Source organism: Argonema galeatum A003/A1 (assembly GCF_023333595.1).
In the GTDB taxonomy this organism is placed as follows: Bacteria; Cyanobacteriota; Cyanobacteriia; order Cyanobacteriales; family Aerosakkonemataceae; genus Argonema; species Argonema galeatum.
The window spans coordinates 17992-34693 of sequence record NZ_JAIQZM010000032.1; the positions used below are offsets into that span (position 1 = coordinate 17992).

The 16702-nt window shown below is 43.7% G+C and carries 19 protein-coding genes; 12 read left to right on the top strand and 7 right to left on the bottom strand.

Annotation, left to right across the window (positions count from 1 at the left end):
• Positions 1 to 5: 5 nt before the first annotated feature.
• Positions 6 to 881 carry a Uma2 family endonuclease gene (locus LAY41_RS24930; protein ID WP_249103974.1) on the top strand — a complete coding sequence of 292 codons (876 nt, stop codon included), beginning with the start codon at positions 6 to 8 and terminating at the stop codon, positions 879 to 881.
• Between the two features lie 1011 nt (positions 882 to 1892).
• Positions 1893 to 2105: a hypothetical protein gene (locus tag LAY41_RS24935; protein WP_249103978.1), complete on the top strand. Its 213-nt coding sequence runs from the start codon at positions 1893 to 1895 to the stop codon at positions 2103 to 2105.
• Positions 2106 to 2593: 488 nt separating this feature from the next.
• Here LAY41_RS24935 and LAY41_RS24940 read toward each other — a convergent pair whose 3' ends face one another.
• Complete coding sequence (locus LAY41_RS24940) at positions 2594 to 3013, bottom strand: hypothetical protein (RefSeq protein ID WP_249103980.1); 420 nt, start codon at positions 3011 to 3013, stop codon at positions 2594 to 2596.
• 167 nt (positions 3014 to 3180) lie between these two features.
• On the opposite strand from LAY41_RS24940, the gene LAY41_RS24945 reads away from it, so the two are divergent.
• Both LAY41_RS24945 and LAY41_RS24950 read left to right on the top strand, forming a co-directional pair.
• Entirely contained in the window at positions 3181 to 3642 is a 462-nt protein-coding gene (locus tag LAY41_RS24945) for a rhodanese-like domain-containing protein (RefSeq protein ID WP_249103984.1), read from the top strand.
• A 61-nt stretch (positions 3643 to 3703) separates the two neighbouring features.
• Positions 3704 to 4543: a glycosyltransferase gene (locus tag LAY41_RS24950; protein ID WP_249103988.1), complete on the top strand. Its 840-nt coding sequence runs from the start codon at positions 3704 to 3706 to the stop codon at positions 4541 to 4543.
• A gap of 67 nt (positions 4544 to 4610) precedes the next feature.
• On the opposite strand, the gene LAY41_RS24955 is transcribed toward LAY41_RS24950, so the two are convergent.
• The 3 genes from LAY41_RS24955 to LAY41_RS24965 form a co-directional block, all read right to left on the bottom strand.
• Positions 4611 to 5324: a DUF547 domain-containing protein gene (locus LAY41_RS24955; protein ID WP_249103990.1), complete on the bottom strand. Its 714-nt coding sequence runs from the start codon at positions 5322 to 5324 to the stop codon at positions 4611 to 4613.
• Between the two features lie 105 nt (positions 5325 to 5429).
• Positions 5430 to 6254 carry an SDR family oxidoreductase gene (locus LAY41_RS24960; protein ID WP_249103993.1) on the bottom strand — a complete coding sequence of 275 codons (825 nt, stop codon included), beginning with the start codon at positions 6252 to 6254 and terminating at the stop codon, positions 5430 to 5432.
• 18 nt (positions 6255 to 6272) lie between these two features.
• The gene (locus LAY41_RS24965; protein ID WP_249103996.1) at positions 6273 to 6758 is read right to left on the bottom strand and encodes a glutathione peroxidase; all 486 of its coding nucleotides are present in this window, start codon (positions 6756 to 6758) and stop codon (positions 6273 to 6275) included.
• A 156-nt stretch (positions 6759 to 6914) separates the two neighbouring features.
• Between LAY41_RS24965 and LAY41_RS24970 the strand changes: the two genes are divergently transcribed.
• Positions 6915 to 7382 carry a regulatory protein RecX gene (locus LAY41_RS24970; protein ID WP_249103999.1) on the top strand — a complete coding sequence of 156 codons (468 nt, stop codon included), beginning with the start codon at positions 6915 to 6917 and terminating at the stop codon, positions 7380 to 7382.
• Here the strand turns inward: LAY41_RS24970 and LAY41_RS24975 are convergent.
• Both LAY41_RS24975 and LAY41_RS24980 read right to left on the bottom strand, forming a co-directional pair.
• Positions 7379 to 7876, bottom strand: a complete 498-nt coding sequence (locus tag LAY41_RS24975; protein WP_249104002.1) for a DUF4385 domain-containing protein — start codon at positions 7874 to 7876, stop codon at positions 7379 to 7381. The genes LAY41_RS24970 and LAY41_RS24975 overlap by 4 nt on opposite strands.
• 126 nt (positions 7877 to 8002) lie before the next feature.
• Positions 8003 to 8446 carry a ribosomal maturation YjgA family protein gene (locus LAY41_RS24980; protein WP_249104006.1) on the bottom strand — a complete coding sequence of 148 codons (444 nt, stop codon included), beginning with the start codon at positions 8444 to 8446 and terminating at the stop codon, positions 8003 to 8005.
• 399 nt (positions 8447 to 8845) lie between these two features.
• On the opposite strand from LAY41_RS24980, the gene LAY41_RS24985 reads away from it, so the two are divergent.
• The 6 genes from LAY41_RS24985 to LAY41_RS25010 all read left to right on the top strand — a co-directional run bounded on the left by LAY41_RS24985 (position 8846) and on the right by LAY41_RS25010 (position 13807).
• A complete protein-coding gene (locus LAY41_RS24985; protein WP_249104009.1) occupies positions 8846 to 9082 on the top strand; it encodes a hypothetical protein in 237 nt (78 codons plus the stop codon).
• Positions 9083 to 9278: 196 nt separating this feature from the next.
• Positions 9279 to 10142: a tellurite resistance TerB C-terminal domain-containing protein gene (locus LAY41_RS24990; protein WP_249104012.1), complete on the top strand. Its 864-nt coding sequence runs from the start codon at positions 9279 to 9281 to the stop codon at positions 10140 to 10142.
• A 2-nt stretch (positions 10143 to 10144) separates the two neighbouring features.
• Positions 10145 to 11473 carry an ATP-binding protein gene (locus LAY41_RS24995; RefSeq protein ID WP_249104014.1) on the top strand — a complete coding sequence of 443 codons (1329 nt, stop codon included), beginning with the start codon at positions 10145 to 10147 and terminating at the stop codon, positions 11471 to 11473.
• A gap of 32 nt (positions 11474 to 11505) precedes the next feature.
• Positions 11506 to 12030 carry a DUF4365 domain-containing protein gene (locus LAY41_RS25000; RefSeq protein ID WP_249104017.1) on the top strand — a complete coding sequence of 175 codons (525 nt, stop codon included), beginning with the start codon at positions 11506 to 11508 and terminating at the stop codon, positions 12028 to 12030.
• Complete coding sequence (locus tag LAY41_RS25005) at positions 12027 to 12593, top strand: hypothetical protein (protein ID WP_249104020.1); 567 nt, start codon at positions 12027 to 12029, stop codon at positions 12591 to 12593. The genes LAY41_RS25000 and LAY41_RS25005 overlap by 4 nt, the downstream gene beginning before the upstream one ends.
• Before the next feature lie 20 nt (positions 12594 to 12613).
• Entirely contained in the window at positions 12614 to 13807 is a 1194-nt protein-coding gene (locus tag LAY41_RS25010; RefSeq protein WP_249104022.1) for a DNA cytosine methyltransferase, read from the top strand.
• 87 nt (positions 13808 to 13894) lie between these two features.
• Here the strand turns inward: LAY41_RS25010 and LAY41_RS25015 are convergent, their stop codons facing one another.
• A complete protein-coding gene (locus tag LAY41_RS25015; RefSeq protein ID WP_249104025.1) occupies positions 13895 to 14098 on the bottom strand; it encodes a bromodomain-containing protein in 204 nt (67 codons plus the stop codon).
• 234 nt (positions 14099 to 14332) lie between these two features.
• On the opposite strand from LAY41_RS25015, the gene LAY41_RS25020 reads away from it, so the two are divergent.
• Entirely contained in the window at positions 14333 to 16498 is a 2166-nt protein-coding gene (locus LAY41_RS25020; RefSeq protein WP_249104028.1) for a DEAD/DEAH box helicase, read from the top strand.
• Positions 16499 to 16702: the final 204 nt, after the last annotated feature.

The following is a 16702-nucleotide window of genomic DNA, read 5'->3' on the forward strand; positions in this document are numbered from 1 at the left end:
TTAGTATGAATCGCCTACCTTCTCAAACCGATCCGCCTCTTTCACCACGCTTGACATTACCGACAATGTACGATTTGCCCAGTGAAAATGCAGAGGAACCCGGATTGCCAGACACATTTCATTTAGACCAATCGCAATTATTAGACATAACTTTTCAGCCTCCCAATTGGGATATCGATCGAGTGTTTTGTGCGATCGACCTCAATCTCTACTACGATGTCAACCATCCCAACTGGTATAAACGTCCAGATTGGTTCGGCGTCGTCGGAGTGCCTCAGTTATACGAGGGGCGCGATATGCGTTTAAGTTATGTTATCTGGCAAGAACAGGTTAGCCCGTTTGTGGTAGTTGAGTTATTATCTCCTGGCACAGAAGAAGAAGATTTGGGTCAAACTGCCAGCAAACGGGGGAATCCACCAACCAAGTGGCAAGTTTACGAGCGAATTTTGCGCGTTCCCTACTACATTGTTTTTAGTCGCTATACCGATCGCGTGCAAGCTTTTCGCCTCACAGGCGGTCATTATGAATCTACAGAACTAACTGAGGGGCGCTTGCCAATTCCTGAGCTAGAACTGAGTTTAGGTTTGTGGCGAGGCAGTTATAAAAATATCGATCGACTGTGGTTAAGGTGGATGACTTTAGATGGAGAGTTGATTCCTACCGGCAGCGAGCGAGCTGCTGCTGCCGAACAGCTAACTATTTTAGCTCAACAGCGAACCATTTTAGCTGAGCAGCAATCAGCAGAAGCACAGCAGAGAACAATTTTAGCTGAGCAGCAATCAGCAGAAGCACAGCAGCGAGCAACAGCGTCTGAGGAGCGAGCTGAACGACTGGCGGCAAAACTGCGCGAATTGGGTTTAGATCCAGAGCAATTGGCTTAATTACGGGTTAGGGGATGGGGATAAACGCGATCGCCCTCTCCCCCCTCTACCTCTGTCTACACTGCGCCGGGAGCGATTCAAATTATTACAGATGCGATCGCACAGAAATAATATGGATTGCCTAAATATTTGCTACAGATGTAGGGGCCATTCATGAATTGCCCCTACACCAACCAGTGTTCATTTGTAGCAGAAATAAATCCAAACCATATAAGAGTTGCTGGCGCTAGCGTGTCGGATACGCATCAAGTGATTTAAATCACTGCAATTTATGTATTTTATCACCTTTTACCAAATCCTTAATCACCCAAGTAGCTATTGTCAGTAACCTAGAATATTATGTAGAGCAAAACAGGAAAGTATCTATATGACCGCACCTTCTGAAAAGCCACTAAAACCCAACCCGTTTATAACTTATAGAGACTCAAAAACAGGTAAATGGGTGGTTGTAAAACCTGCGCCACTGCAAGTCGCATCTGTAGCTGCTTAATTGATGTCAATTCCCTCTAAAAAGTGAGTAAATAACTCATCTATTGTGCAAATTGTTACTTACAATCTTAGACAATATTAATATCTATACATTTTCGTCTAAATTCCCCTTAAATTAGTACTCCCCCTTTTTCTTGAAGCCCGCGCAGGCGGGCTTTGTTTGTGTAGCCGCGACTTTAGTCGTCGCGTAAAAAAGCGATCAAGGCTTGCGGATTTCGGCGTTGCTGATTCAAGGTATGAATCGATGGCTGACACTCTCGATGGCTGTGTCAGGATTCCGCTTTCATCATACCGTCATTCAGCAACGCCCGGATTTCGTATAACATCAATTCCAGAAAATCTACAGGCTTGCCACTAGGTGTGTGATTTGTCTCACACTCTTAACTACAATTTGGTCACACAGACAAACTGCTTTCACTCACTATCAGAGGCCATTAATTATCACATTCAGTATGCTGGTTTAATCACTATCACCCATAAGAAGTTAAGCGATATTAAGAGTATCGAGTTCAGCCAATAACAATGCAACTTCAACTTCTCCCCAACGCTATTTCCGAGTTATTCGCTCAAGTCAGCCATTCCGGTCGCATAACCTTGGCAGACCGCTATGGATTGATGGCAGCCGTGTTGGATGAATCCCTTGAAGAAGAACAAAGAAGCGCGATCGATCGTCTAATTCGCGCTTTGTACAAAGGTCGGCTCATTGTCGTGGATGAACTTTCAACCATTATGTAAGATGCTATTAGCTGAGCGGCTTATTAAAGCAAAAAAAATGACGACGCGAGTATTAAATCTATCTATACATATTTCGACACTCTCCCCAGTTGTCTGCCAGAAAGCTACGAGAAAAGCTTCCGGATATGTTGGGCGGATATTGTGATAATTTAACAAGGATACAATCTCTCTCCCGCCCGGACAGCCATACCAGCTGAACGGGCTTTTTGTTGTGATATCAAATCGGTCTGCGTCGGAATTGTTCGTTTTCCCCCTCTGTAGCCATAATGATTCATACACAACCGGAAAAGATATGAGAGCGGTTTTGCGATCGCCCAACAAAAAACCCCTCCTTGAAGGGGCATCATCAGGGTGCATATACTTGATTTAAGCTTAATCCTCACTAGCTACTGCTCACTCACACATCCGGGTGAAGTTGCTGGAAATTAGGGACTGGGGAAGTCAAAAGTCAAAAGTGAACAATTCTTTCTTTTGACTTTTGACTTTTCTTAGTGCCCGTAGCCGTTCAAAGGCCCATAAGTACTCAGCGTTTCGACGTTTCTTCTGCCATTCGGTAGCTGCACAATCAGCTGACCCCTACTTCCGTTCACCGTGTAAGTGTAACGACCGTTTCTAGCGGTAAATACAATATCTCTATAAGAAGACAGAGGCAAAGTGATGCCACCACGCCCATTCTTGGAAGTAGCAACATAATACTTAGGAGTATTGCGATTATTTTGTGCTGAGCAAATAGATACGTTGAAGTTGCCACTTTCAGCAAAGTATAGCGGTCGCGAACTTCGAGTCGGGCAAGGTGGTGCAGCCGGTTGGGCCTCGATCGCAGGTGCGAAGGACAAAAACGCTCCTATCCCAACTAAAGCTAGTTTCAATGCTGTTTTTCTGTTTAATTTTTGCAGAAGAAGTTGCATAATTTTACCTAATCCGCGAAAATAAAATTTTAAGGAACTGTCCGGCGTTAGTTTCCTAACTTTTAAGGTAGTGCTTCGGGCAAAGCTTCCACCTGACTTGATGCGGTGATATTGGCCTCACCCTAATTGGTCACCCAACAGTATGATGGAATATATTTTTAGCAAAAATGTTTCCGTTTGCGCGTTCCCTTGTTTTTAAACTCCTCAAAATCCTGATTACCTACACAAAACCTGATGTTCAGTGGCTCACTACCAAAGAATTGGCTCATTGGCTGGAAAATACCGCAGAAACACAGCCAATTATACTCGATGCTCGCACTGAGGCAGAGTATGCAGTTAGCCATCTCAAAAATGCTCGACGAATTGATGCTCGCGCACCCGATTTAGCTGCACTTAAAAAAGTTTCCCACGATGTACCCATTGTCGTATACTGTTCCGTTGGCTATCGCAGCGCAGGCATAGCCCAGCAGCTTCAACAGCTAGGATTTAACCGCGTTTACAATCTGGAAGGTAGTATCTTCCAATGGGCAAATGAAGGACGCCCAATTTTCAAATATAATTGTCCTACACAGTTCGTACACCCCTATAATGCTATTTGGGAAAAATTGCTAAAATCCCGAATATTTTAGATTTAATTTCGCTCGGCAATCTCTAATTTAATATTTTCCAATAACCAATGACCAATGAAAAATGACCAATAAAGTTTCCATAATTATTCCTACTTTGAATGAAGCAACCTGCCTGGAACGCACCCTTCGTTGCTTGAATGTTCTTTCGCCAAATGCTTGGGAAATACTGGTGGTAGATGGTGGAAGTGAAGATGAAACTTTGGAAATTGCCAAAGCAGCAAATATATCCGTAGGGGCGAAGCATTCGGGCAGAAAGTCTTTGACTATGAGCCATAAATTATCAGCCCGAATGCTTCGCCCCTACAAAATTGGGATGCTCCCAGCAAAGGTGCGTGTTTTAAATTGTGAAAAGCGCGGGCGCTCAATACAGATGAACCACGGAGCCAAAAACGCAACTGGAGATATCCTCTGCTTCGTACACGCAGACACCTGGTTTCAGGACGATTTAATCACAGTTATTCAGGAAACTTTGGCAGACAAAAAAGTCGCTTGTGGAGGATTTATTTCCCTAATGGTAGGTCGAAAAACAACCAGATGGGGCATATCTCTACATAATTATCTCAAAACTTACTATGCGCCACTCTTTTTTAAGCCTCACCTATTTTTTAGGGGATTGCGCCTTTTATTTGGCGATCAAGTCATGTTCTGTCGCCGTAATGACTTTTGGGAATGTGGCGGCTTTGACGAAAATCTTCCCATTATGGAGGATGGAGATTTGTGCCTCAAGCTTGTGCAAAAAGGTCAAATTCGTTTGGTAAATCGCATCGTCCAAAGTTCAGACCGCCGGGTAGTTCGTTGGGGATCTCTTAAAGCCACAACTATATATCTTTATATTGGATTTTTGTGGGGTTTTGGTGTATCGTCATCATACCTAAAGCAGTTCTACGAGGAAATTCGGTGAAAAACTATTTCAAACCGTAACCCTAGCAATTAATCGTAGGATGAGTTAACGGCACGCCTAAAGCACCCTACTTTTGACTTTTGACTTTATTCAAATTCCAGTCATAGTACAAATAATTGATAGGTGTTGAAGCTGTGATTGGCAGGTCTGTTTCCAGATGGGAACGAATATACCCTTGAACTGATGCAGCCACCTGAAGAAAATCTTGACGATACCATTTAAAAATCTTGCTACAGTAAAGGGTGGAAGTTTCGGAGTCGTAACGAACTTTGTCAGGATTATTGATAAAACGGCGAGCATCATCATCTAACTGCTGCTGTACTTTTTCGGGCCAATAAGCACCGTTTCGCAACAAAGGGCATCCAATGGAAGCGCAGACAATGGCAAAATGAATACGCGTATCTTTGAATTGGTCGCGCAGAATCTTATGCTCGATTTGAGAGAGGCTGTAGCGCCGATCTGAAAAGGTATAGGCAGGCTGAATGAAAAACCACAGGAAGGCAAGCCAGTTGGGAATACCTAAAATTTTAGGTCGAATGGAATCAATAGGATAACGTTCTAAAATCGTAGAAATTGTCAAGGCATTGTAAAGATTTATCCACAATGCTAATTGCACATTTGAGGTATCATCTAGTTTAAGATTTATTTGTTCTAAACAGGACAACCACCTAGCAAGAGCTTGGGGTTGTTCTGTTTTCCAAGCTTGATAGTCTACACGACCTTGTTCATCGACATATTGGCGAAGCAGTGCATCCCAAGAGGAAAAGTCAATAGCGGACATAGTATGGCAGGCGAGGAACCTGAAATAATGAACTTCAATAAGTACTATCAGTAGACCGCGTGGAATATAATCAAGTGCAGGTGGGCACTGCCCACCCTAAATTAGCTACACAATCATCTGTGGATGAATCAACTGATAACCAGCCGATTTGATTTTTTGATTTGACACCAGTGCATTATAAGGTCGGGTACTTTTCTGGGATGAATCCCATACAACTTGGGGTAAATTGTGCTGCGTAAATACGCGATCGAGTAGTTCTCGACTGCTCAGATGTGCGTCATCCACCAAGTTATAAATACCTTGCAGTTGGTTAGACCGGGCAAATTCGATCGCAGCAACAATGTCATCGAGATGAATCCAATTTGTTACATCCTCACCATTACCAGGACGAGTTGTGCCAGCAGCTCGTCTAAATATCTTTACCAGTTCCCGATCGGGCCCATAAATTCCTCCCAATCGGATGACACAAATCTTGGTATTCTCATTGGATGCCGACAGCAATATTTCCTCAGTTTGAGCGAGAATCTCACCATTTTTGCTAGCAGGTGTAACAGGTGATGATTCATCTACCCACTCCCCATTTTTGTCCCCATAAACACTGTAACTCCCTGTGTAAATTACTTGTTTGACAGTTGGAGTTTCTTTAAGTACGGAAACTAGGGTTTTGGCGGTATGCAGATAAGTTTCTTCATACAGATTGGCATTCTTGGCACCGACACTTAAAAGCAGGGTATCCTGATTTTCCAGTACCGATTTTAGCGCCGCTGCTTCATTTCCATTCACTACTGCGACTTTTTGGGCTACAACTTCCAGTGTTGCAACTTTGTCGGGAGAAGTTGTGGTTGCGGTGACAAAAAACCCCAACTCTTGACGCCAGTGGCGGGCAACTGAATATCCAACATAACCGCAACCAACGATCGCAACATTCATGCTTATTTTTTACCTCTATTACTTGGTTAACTCGCTCTCAATTGCTGCTATCAATTCGGTTGAATCTGGTTTGACGCTGCTGCCAAAACGCGCCACTATTTCGCCAGTCTTACTAACAAGGAATTTTTCAAAGTTCCAGGAAACATTTCCTGGAACTTTAGCTGCTTTGGTAAGTCGAGCGTAAAGGGGGTGCTGTTTGTCTCCAATAGCATGAACTTTGTCGAACATTTCAAAGTTGACGCCGTAATTGGTGGTGCAGAATTTCATAATCTCGGCGTTGCTACCAGGCTCCTGTGCCCCAAAATCGTTACAGGGGAATGCCAAGATGCGTAGCCCGGATTGTTTATATTTCTGGTTCAATTTCTCCAGTCCGGCATATTGGGGTGTGTAGCCGCAGTAGGAAGCTACATTCACAATCAGCAGGACGTTTCCCACGTAGTCACTAAGCTTCTTTTCGGAACCGTTGATTGTCTTTACTGCTAGGTCTGAGACTGTATTGTTCATTTTTCATATTCTCCTCCGTTATTCTACCATGAATTGGTAAGCGATCGTTAGTTATTAGTCATTTAAATCACGCTAGTTCGATTGATATTATGTTAAATTAGTAAAAAAGGATAAGCATCTACAAAACAATTACTTTGAATAAAGAGAGTTAAATAAATGAGTTGCAGCGCCTATTTTGTGAACCTTTTGTCTCGCCGAGAGTACAGTGCTTACGAACTGCACAAGAAAGGAAAAGAAAAGGGGTTTGATGAGAGTGCGATCGCAGATGCTCTCCAGGAAATTCAATCAAAAGATTACCAGTCAGATACTCGCTTAGTCGCTACTCTAATTGCCTCATCTCAAGGCAAATACGGGAAAGCTGGAATTAAGCGTAAATGTCTGGAAAAAGGGATTGCAGCCGATGTGTTTGAGGAAGTATGGTATTCGCAAGTGGAAGAAACAGAGGGTGGAGAAACAGGGGAACTGGCACAGTTAAAAGCTAAGCTTATGCGGAAATACCACATTGAGGGTTTTCAAAATATCGATCCGAAAACTAAAGCTAAGTTGATCAATTACCTGAACTACAGAGGGTTTAATCCCTTTGAGGTTTTGCAGCAGTGGCAGCAGGATGAAGACACTATTTAATCTGATTCGTACATTTGTCTGTGTTGTTGCAAAAGTTGGAGATATTTCTCGTTCGTCTTCGCTTGCATCCATTTCTCTTTAAAGATTGCCGCTGATTCAGCTTTTACTGGGTCTGGTTCATTTGGCAACAGATTTTTTCTAGCTAGAAGCTGTGCTGCTGGGTCAGTTTCTTTTTGAGGATTCTGCTTGTACTTTCTGCCACTTTTGTGATTAGCGTATCTGCGCGATCGCGTATAACCCATTTGTAAAAATTTTCGAGCCATATCCGCGCCGACAAAATCATCCCGATCGAGATATTCTAAAAATATATGGTAAATTTTGTCGGCAGACTCCCTAGCAATCTCAGGTGTTTTGAACCGCCAGTAAGGAAGAATTTCTCCTTTATAGGGTTCTACCAAAAGCACTCCTTGCTCTCCTTTCCCTACTCGATAAAGTTCGGGAGAAGTGCGAAAATCGATGTTTTTAAAGTCTAAGGTGTAATCAAATGGCTTCATTAGTTTGGTTTAACTAATGCTTGCTTTAAGGATCTCTACACTTAAGTTAGGCGATCGCGACCTATTCTCACCTCTCGCCGCCGACATAGTACCAAAGAATTGTGGGGCTCGATCGAATTAGTTTTTTCAGGGACTGGAGGCGCGGTGAAGCGATCGCAGCGCCTTTGCTTTCAGCCTACGCACCCAGATAAAACCCAAGGTACATCCCCCTCCATAGTAGAGAAAATCGTCCCACACAAAGGAATTGCCAAGCAGCAGACGCCCGAATAAAGTGGCTCGGATCGCTTGTAAAAAGGGAGGTTGCCACAGCTGGAGAAATTCGATCGCACAGTTAAAAATGAAAACCCCCAATGAAGTCCAAGCGGGGGAAGCTTGCGGCCTACTGAAAGTCACCAGTAGAATCAAAAAGATTTGGTACAAAAAATCTCCAAAATAATTGTTGAACCACTTTTGTCCCGGTCCAGAGTAAAATTTGCTGGTCAAACCCAAGACGAAAATGGGGATTATGCTGAGCAGGAGGGCAACTCGATAGTTGAAAAAGGGATGCTTGCGGGAAAACGGCGATGTCATGTTAAGCTAATCTCGTTTCTTTCCCCCGTCAGTGCGGGATGGCAATCCTCTGGTAAGCTAACGCTATACCAAAGGAAGATGTCAAAATAAAAGCATGGATCTGAGCCATATCTACCGAATCAAGTCTAGCACACCGATTCAGTAATACTTCGTGGTGCGTTTTTAGCTTGTAGGGGCGAAGCAAACGGGGGTGAAAATTTATCACTCTTACCCTAGATTTCCTGCCCGAATGCTAATGCCTACGGCACGCACTCGCGTTCGCCCCTACGATTACTGAATTGGTGTTCTAGCACCCAGCAAGTCGCCATCATGGTGTCACATTCATCATAATTTGGTAATAGTGTTTAAGTCTGAGCAGTTTTGTGCCACTTCCAGCGTTTTAACAAAGCGAATTGCCACATGGATACATATTTAATTCATTTTGTCTACTACACATCTTTTGAACAGAAAAACAATGGCGCACCCACTGAAGATAAAGAGTGGATCAAAGCCTACAAAATTATTCCCAGAGTAGGAGATTGCGTTTTAAAAGAGGGAGAATGGTTTCAAGTAGAAAGAGTTTTCCTTTATCAATCACACGCTAAAAACATAGATGCACTGGCTCAATGCTCCTTTTATGGCAGCGATACGGAATAAACTAAACAGGGCTACCAGTCTATGCCGGGACAGTGGAACCCCACCCCCAACCCCTCCCCGCAACGGGGAGGGGAGACTATTACTCCCCCTCTCCGTTGCGGAGAGGGGGTTGGGGGGTGAGGTTTGTCCGGGCGAGTTAGTAGCCCTAAATAGCAGCGTTTTGTAGTTGCTTTCATTGTGAGGATCGCGCCAAGCTATGTTAAGAAATCGGTGGCTTCTGGGTTCAGTTGCCTTCATTGTGAGTTTTGGCCTTAGCTTGCTTTTGCTCCGAGACATCAAGGCAGCATCGATCGCAGCTGCGATCGCCGTACCTGCTACCTTCTGTGGAGCGATCGCCGTCAACGGCAAGCAGAGAATGCAGCACAAACGCATTAGAACTGGTCTTGAAATGGAAATTCGCCAGTTGGAAAAATGGGGAATACAGCTGTACGATCATCTCACAGCTATGATAGCGGAACAGCAGAGAACAGAGATTCACATAAATTTTTTGAAAAGACAGTTGAATCAACTGTACGTTCAAACCGCAGAACAACAAAAATATAAGCATCAGCTAACGCAAGAGTTAATTGCTTTGGGCGAACAAAAACGCTTGTTGGAAGCAGAAATGCATCACTGGGAAACAGAAGTTTACCACCTGGAACAACAGAAAGAAGAGTTAGACTTGAGTTTGCGATCGCTCTTATCTGAAAAGCATAACGCGGAAGCAGAACTCCAGCAATTACAGCTACAAATTACCGAAAATAACCAAAGATCTCAGATAGAAATTAATGATGATACATCTGCTATAATACCTGACGAATGGACAGAATTTATAGCTCAATTAACTAATTCAGAACTTCAGGTACTCAAAGCAATAGTATATCTAGAAAATCCGAACCCAGAAATAAAAAAGATTGCCGAATCATACATAACCATGCCGGAACTGTTAATTGATGGCATAAACGAACGTGCGATCGCTACAATTGGCGATATAATTATTGAGCCAGGATCGGTTTCTCCTCTAATTGCCGAAGCCGAGTATTTGACAAATATCAAGGAAATCCTCAAATTCAAGGAATAAATATGGCAAAATTGAAAATACCCAAAAGAGTTTCAACGACACTACTCAGTTCCTTAAGTGCAGGAGTCGTGCCAAGAATTGGACTCGAACATATTGCTGTCGGTCGAGAAAAAGAAATGGCCGCACTATTACAAGACCTCGACAACCTAGCCGCTGGCGGTGCAGCATTCCGCTTCGTTGTCGGACGCTACGGGTCTGGCAAAAGTTTTATGCTGCAACTGCTTCGTAACCACGCAATGGAACAGGGTTTCGTAGTAGCTGATGTTGACTTATCCCCCGAACGGCGACTCGCAGGAACAGACGGTCAAGGTGTAGCAACCTATCGCGAATTAATGCGAAACATCGCCACAAAAACTCATCCTAACGGTGGTACTTTAGGACTAATTTTAGAAAAATGGATTAGCAGCATTCAAACTCAAGTTGCCGAAACAAGCGGATTGCGCCCCAATGACAGCGGCTTTGATGACCAAGTGGAATCGACAATTTTGGCAGCAGTAAAAAATATTGAAGGCTTAGTTCACGGATTTGACTTTGCCACAGTAGTTACTAACTATTGGCGCGGTTATCGATTGGATGAAAAGGAAAGAAAAGATGCCGCAATGCGTTGGTTGCGCGGTGAATTTGCCACCAAAACCGAGGCCAAAGCAGCGCTGGGAGTGCGGATAATTATTGACGACGATACCTGGTACGATTACGTCAAGTTATTCGCCAAATTTGCCGCCGACATTGGCTACAAAGGACTTTTGGTGTTATTTGATGAAGCCGTGCATTTGTGGAAGATAACCAATGCGGTTTCGCGCCAGAACAACTACGACAAACTGCTGGCAATGTTTAACGACACCATGCAGGGTAGAGCGGAACATCTTGGTATTATTGTAGGTGGAACGCCCAAATTTTTGGAAGATCCGAAACGGGGACTTTTTACCGACCCGGCATGGACTAGACGCACAGCCAAAAGCCGTTTTGCGAAAGCGGGTTTGCAGGATAATTCTGGCCCAGTGATTCAGTTAGAGACTTTGACTCAGCAAGAGATATTGCAACTTTTGCAACGCTTGGCTGATGTTCATACCACTCAATACAGTAGTGAAAAGAAAATCACAAAAAGCGAATTTGATGAGTTTCTGCAAGAAATTATTAGCCGCTTGGGTGCAAATGCGTTGCTAACACCGGGAGAGATTGTGCGGGATTTTCTGAGTGTTTTGAATATCTTGCAACAAAATCCAGAAATGTCGTTCGGTCAAGTTATTCACGGTGCAGGTTTGCAGCTTACCACGGCTGGGAAGAAAACTAATGTAGATGAAGATGGCGAAGTTGCTGAGTTTACTCTGTAGGTAAACTGCTTCCAATACTGGAGGGTAATTTTGTGAAAGTCCTAGAGGTGCGGCGTCGCGTGGAAATCAACCAGCAAAAAGAACAGTTCAGTAATGCTTATATACAGGCTGTGGCATCAGTAGCAGGCTATTCACTCTACAAGCCAGCGGTGGACGATGACAGCGTAGACTGGGGGATTGCTGCTAGGGGTGGAACAGGACGTATCCGATCGCCTCGGCTGGAATTGCAGTTAAAATCTACTTCAAGGGATCTTCTCGACGACAGCAATGTTAGATACCCTGTCAAGCTTAAAAACTACGATGATTTGAGAATGGATAACTTTGCCATTCCGAGAATCTTAGTTGTAGTTTTAGTTCCCGACAATTCAGCGGACTGGTTACAACAGTCCGAACAAGAACTTTGTATGAAGTATTGCGGCTATTGGCTATCACTGCGGGGAATGCCTCAGACACAAAACACGGAAACGGTTACAGTTTCCTTACCCAGAAGTAACCAATTTACAGTATCAGCGCTTCAGTCCTTAATGCAACTTATTAGTCGAGGAAATCAACCATGAAAGTAACAGTGCGAGATAGCGAAATTCTTAAAACTATAGAACCCAGTCAATTGGCTGCTTACTTGCAAGCCCACGGCTGGTATAAAGACCGCCCATTTTTGGATAATGCTACTATTTGGCTTTATAAAAAAGATGATGTAGATGAGTTTGAAATTTTGCTCCCTAATAAAAAAAGTCTGGGAGATTATGCAGCTCGTATGAGTGACGCTCTTTCGACACTAGAGGTAGTAGAAAAGCGTTCTCAACTGGATATTTTAAGCGATCTGCTCACCAACGCTTCCGATATAGAAATTCAGGGAATGGTAATTGAAATTCAAGATGACGATTTAACTGGCACTGTCACCTTGATGGGAGTTGTTGTGGGGAAGCTTCGGAGAATCAATGTTGAGCTAAGGCACCCAGAATACAACCTGGCGATTAAAGCTTACCAGGATCGTCTGCCAGTAATATGTACTGGAGATTTGATTAAGAAAGGTAGCTTTTTTGTGCTGAATAACCCCCGCAACTTTGCTATCTTTAACACTGTGACACTTGAAAAAATTCACGCGAAAAGGATGACTTGACCTGTTAACTATTGAAAACCATGCTTGACACATCTAGTCAGTTCAAAGTTCGCTCGTCCACTTGTGTAGACCTGTTCTCTGGTGCAGGAGGATTGACAGAGGGCTTTCGTCAGGCTGGTTTTATATCTGCTTTCGCAGCCGATTTTGATGAGCAGGCGGTAGAGACTTTTCGCTACAATCACCCGGATACAGTTTGTTTGCATCGCGATGTTCGATCTTTGAGCGGAAAGGAAATTTTTCATGCAGCTGGTCTGACTCCAGGAGGTATTGATGTCCTTTGTGGTGGATCGCCTTGCCAAGGATTTAGCCTTGCTGGGCTAAGGATTGCTGACGATCCAAAAAATCGCCTCTTTCTCGATTTTGTGCGCCTAACATCAGAGTTAGAGCCTCGATTAGTGCTGTTTGAGAATGTTGAGGGAATTAAATCTATGCAAAAAGGAGACGTGGTTCGCGCTATTTTCCGAGAGTTCGATCGCATAGGTTATTGTTGCTTTGAGCGTACACTTAACGCAGCTGATTATGGTGTACCACAACATCGATCGCGATTTATTCTGCTTGCTGTTCCGAAGGGTTGCGCTGCGATATCGTTTCCTCAAGCGACACATGGACTCCCCAATCAGCAGCTGCAACTTTTTTCTGAAGCTAGATTGATGCCTTACGTGACAGCGTGGGAAGCACTTTCTGACCTGACTGCGATCGGCCCTGGAGAAGGAGCAGAAGAATTATTACATAGTGGTGAATACCACAATTCATATCAGCGTGAACGTCGAGGAAATCGGTGTCCGGGAGCGATCTTTAACCATCGTGCTATTAATCACAGTAGCCGAATTCAGGCTCGTTACGCACAAATTCCTGAAGGTTGTGATAATAGGTTTCTGCCGATAGAGTTGCGGACAAAGAAACGCAATGTTTGGAAGCTCGATCGCCAAAAACCTTCGCGAACAGTGACCTGCAATCACCGGACAGATATTCTCCATCCCATACTTCCCAGAGGAACGACTGTTCGCGAAGCAGCGCGACTTCAATCTTTTGATGACGATTATCGATTTTTTGGGAATCTTACCCGTAAGGCTAAGTGGTTAACACAAGATGACCAAGTTGGAAATGCAGTCCCGCCGTTGCTAGCTCATGCACTTGCACTCCAAATTAAAAATGTGTTGTCAAAAGAAGCAGTTGGGGTTAAATACGACTCAAGGAACATTGACTATGTATAACACCCATTGAAAAAAATCACGCGAAAAGGATGTCTATTATAAATGACAACTTGGCTACTTCTACTACCCTAAACTTAGGTCGTCCTCCTAAGCGGAAGGAGCGTGAGGCAGTACAGATTTTTCGTCATCCGGGATCGGTATTGGTACGCCTAAATGTCTGCGAGCATCTGACTCTGCTAGTTTCCGGTCTTGTTCGCTATTAAATTGACCCTCATCTAGCAGATATTGGTTGCGTGCCGCTTCATCTTGGGTTGGCGTATAGCCATTTTTCCACCTGTACTTATAGTCCATAAGTTCCTCAAGCTCTTAGCAAGCTATTCTATTTTTCTACTTTTAATATTATGGTTTGATAGGGAATAGAGTTTCTATTTTTAGGAATATTCCGATATGGTGGTATGTTGATTAAAATATGTCTATGAGCATACTACTATAGAAGGATGACTAATGAACAAGAGAAGTTACTGGAAATAGGAGAAAATATCTGCGATCGCACAATGTCAGTTTAATCCATAATCCATAATCGATATGAATCCCTTCTCCCGACTAGCACCCTTTATCCAAGAATACATCTACAACAACGGTTGGACTGAACTAAGGGCAGTCCAAATCGAAGCTTGCCGAGTTATCTTTGAAACAGACGATCACCTATTGATTGCTGCTGCCACAGCTTCCGGCAAAACAGAAGCAGCTTTTCTTCCGGTTGTGACATTATTGCACGAAAAACCTGCCACAAGCATCGGAGCTTTATACATTGGGCCAATAAAAGCGCTGATCAATGACCAATTCGATCGCCTCAACGACCTTTTGAAACAAGCAGAGATTCCTGTCTGCGCTTGGCACGGCGATGTATTGCGAAGTCGCAAAGAAATGCTACTCAAAAATCCTCAAGGGATTCTGCAAATTACCCCAGAATCTTTGGAAAGTTTGCTCATTAACAAAAAAACTACCGAACTAACTCATCTGTTCGGAGATTTGCGGTTTATCATCATTGATGAAATCCATGCTTTCATGGGAACAGAACGCGGTTGTCAGGTTCTTTCCCAGTTGGCACGTTTATCCAAATTCGTGAAAAAACCGCCGCGTCGAATTGGTTTGTCAGCAACACTTGGCGATTACTCATCAGCAGAAGATTGGCTGCGATCGGAAACGGAAAGAGCGGTAATTACCGCCAATATCAATGATAAACAGCGCAAAGTTCACTTAGCTTTAGAGCATTTCTACATTCAGAAACCCGGTTTCTGCGACAGTCCGCACTACAAATACATTTTTAATATCACCAAATCTCGTAAATGCTTAATTTTTACTAACGATCGGGCCGAGACAGAATCAGTAATAACCAATTTGCGTCAAATCGCCTCTGATGAAGGACTTCCAGACATTTATCACGTCCATCACGGCAGCATTTCTGCCAAGTTGCGGGAAGCGGCAGAGGAGGCAATGCGCGAACCAAATACCCCAGCTATCACCGCCGCTACAATCACTTTAGAATTAGGAATAGACATCGGTCAATTAGAGCGAGTAATTCAGCTAGATGCACCATTTTCCGTATCCAGTTTTCTACAGAGATTAGGACGTACTGGCAGAAGAGGTGACCCCGCTGATATGCGCTTTGTTTGTACTGAAAATGAGCCATCGGGTGAAGAATCTTTGCCTAATCAAATTCCTTGGCAGCTTTTACAGTGTATTGCTATTATCCAAGTTTATTTAGAAGAACGCTGGATCGAACCAATTCGACCAGTGCAGTATCCTTTGAGTTTGCTGTATCACCAAACGATGAGTATTTTAACAGCAACGGGGGAAATTTCACCAGCCAATCTTGCCGATCGCGTTTTGACTCTGCCGCCTTTTATTGCTATTTCCAAAGATGATTTTAGGCAATTCTTGCGCTACCTGATCGATATTGACCATCTTGAGCAAACCGAACAAGGTGAATTAGTCATCGGTTCTGCTGCTGAAAAAATGGTGCGTTCTTTCCATTTTTACGCTGTATTTGCCGAACAGAAAGAGTATATTGTCAGGGATGACTCAATGGAAATTGGTAGCATCATTATGCCGCCGCCTGTGGGAGAAAAATTTACTTTAGCGGGTCGAACTTGGGAAGTTTTAGATATTGAGCAGAAGGCAAAAACGCTTTGGGTGAAGCAAGTTGAGGGGATAGCGAGTATTGCTTGGCGCGGCAGGAACAGCGCTAATATTCATACTGGCATTTTGCAAAGGATGCGGCGAATTTTGTTTGAAGATGTTGAGTATAGCTATTTGCAGAAAGGTGCTAAAGAGAGACTAAAAACGGCTCGGCAATTAGCTCGAAATGCGGGATTGGATAAAAGTAATATTTTATCGCTAGAAGGGAAGAGTTGCTGTGTTTTTCCCTGGATGGGTACTGTGGCTTTTCGCACGCTGGAAAGATGGCTGAATTTATTCGGTCGAGAATCTCTAGATATTAGAAGTATTGGCGGTTCGCCGCCTTATTTTCTGACGCTTAAGTGTGGGAAGAGCAAGCCAGAAGATATTCGAGAGGCAGTTCTTTCTGTTTGTAAGCAGGGAATTCGGGCAGAAGACTTGGTAAATGCCCAAGAAGCGCCGAAACTCCAAAAATATGATGAGTTTATTCCACCCGACTTGCTTCGCAAAGCATTTGCCGTCGATTATCTGGATGTGACGGAACTTAGAACAATTGTAAGTGGCTGGTAGTCATAGAGCGGGAGAGTGGGGGAGTGGAGGAGTGGGGGAGTGGAGGAGTGGAGGAGTGGGGGAGTGGAGGAGTGGGGGAGCAATAGACCTCTCCAAAAAAGAATGTAGAGACGTTGCATGCAACGTCTCTACAAGGGTTCCAGGTAACGCACCTTTAATTTCTGGAGAAGTCTAATGAACAATTTTCTTTTGACTTTTGTACGG

Excerpts from the sequence above, each read along its gene's own strand:
- LAY41_RS24930 (WP_249103974.1), top strand. The coding sequence starts at position 6 with ATGAATCGCCTACCTTCTCAAACCGATCCGCCTCTTTCACCACGCTTG.
- LAY41_RS24935 (WP_249103978.1), top strand. The coding sequence starts at position 1,893 with ATGCAACTTCAACTTCTCCCCAACGCTATTTCCGAGTTATTCGCTCAA.
- LAY41_RS24940 (WP_249103980.1), bottom strand. The coding sequence starts at position 3,013 with ATGCAACTTCTTCTGCAAAAATTAAACAGAAAAACAGCATTGAAACTA.
- LAY41_RS24945 (WP_249103984.1), top strand. The coding sequence starts at position 3,181 with ATGTTTCCGTTTGCGCGTTCCCTTGTTTTTAAACTCCTCAAAATCCTG.
- LAY41_RS24950 (WP_249103988.1), top strand. The coding sequence starts at position 3,704 with ATGACCAATAAAGTTTCCATAATTATTCCTACTTTGAATGAAGCAACC.
- LAY41_RS24955 (WP_249103990.1), bottom strand. The coding sequence starts at position 5,324 with ATGTCCGCTATTGACTTTTCCTCTTGGGATGCACTGCTTCGCCAATAT.
- LAY41_RS24960 (WP_249103993.1), bottom strand. The coding sequence starts at position 6,254 with ATGAATGTTGCGATCGTTGGTTGCGGTTATGTTGGATATTCAGTTGCC.
- LAY41_RS24965 (WP_249103996.1), bottom strand. The coding sequence starts at position 6,758 with ATGAACAATACAGTCTCAGACCTAGCAGTAAAGACAATCAACGGTTCC.
- LAY41_RS24970 (WP_249103999.1), top strand. The coding sequence starts at position 6,915 with ATGAGTTGCAGCGCCTATTTTGTGAACCTTTTGTCTCGCCGAGAGTAC.
- LAY41_RS24975 (WP_249104002.1), bottom strand. The coding sequence starts at position 7,876 with ATGAAGCCATTTGATTACACCTTAGACTTTAAAAACATCGATTTTCGC.
- LAY41_RS24980 (WP_249104006.1), bottom strand. The coding sequence starts at position 8,446 with ATGACATCGCCGTTTTCCCGCAAGCATCCCTTTTTCAACTATCGAGTT.
- LAY41_RS24985 (WP_249104009.1), top strand. The coding sequence starts at position 8,846 with ATGGATACATATTTAATTCATTTTGTCTACTACACATCTTTTGAACAG.
- LAY41_RS24990 (WP_249104012.1), top strand. The coding sequence starts at position 9,279 with ATGTTAAGAAATCGGTGGCTTCTGGGTTCAGTTGCCTTCATTGTGAGT.
- LAY41_RS24995 (WP_249104014.1), top strand. The coding sequence starts at position 10,145 with ATGGCAAAATTGAAAATACCCAAAAGAGTTTCAACGACACTACTCAGT.
- LAY41_RS25005 (WP_249104020.1), top strand. The coding sequence starts at position 12,027 with ATGAAAGTAACAGTGCGAGATAGCGAAATTCTTAAAACTATAGAACCC.
- LAY41_RS25010 (WP_249104022.1), top strand. The coding sequence starts at position 12,614 with ATGCTTGACACATCTAGTCAGTTCAAAGTTCGCTCGTCCACTTGTGTA.
- LAY41_RS25015 (WP_249104025.1), bottom strand. The coding sequence starts at position 14,098 with ATGGACTATAAGTACAGGTGGAAAAATGGCTATACGCCAACCCAAGAT.
- LAY41_RS25020 (WP_249104028.1), top strand. The coding sequence starts at position 14,333 with ATGAATCCCTTCTCCCGACTAGCACCCTTTATCCAAGAATACATCTAC.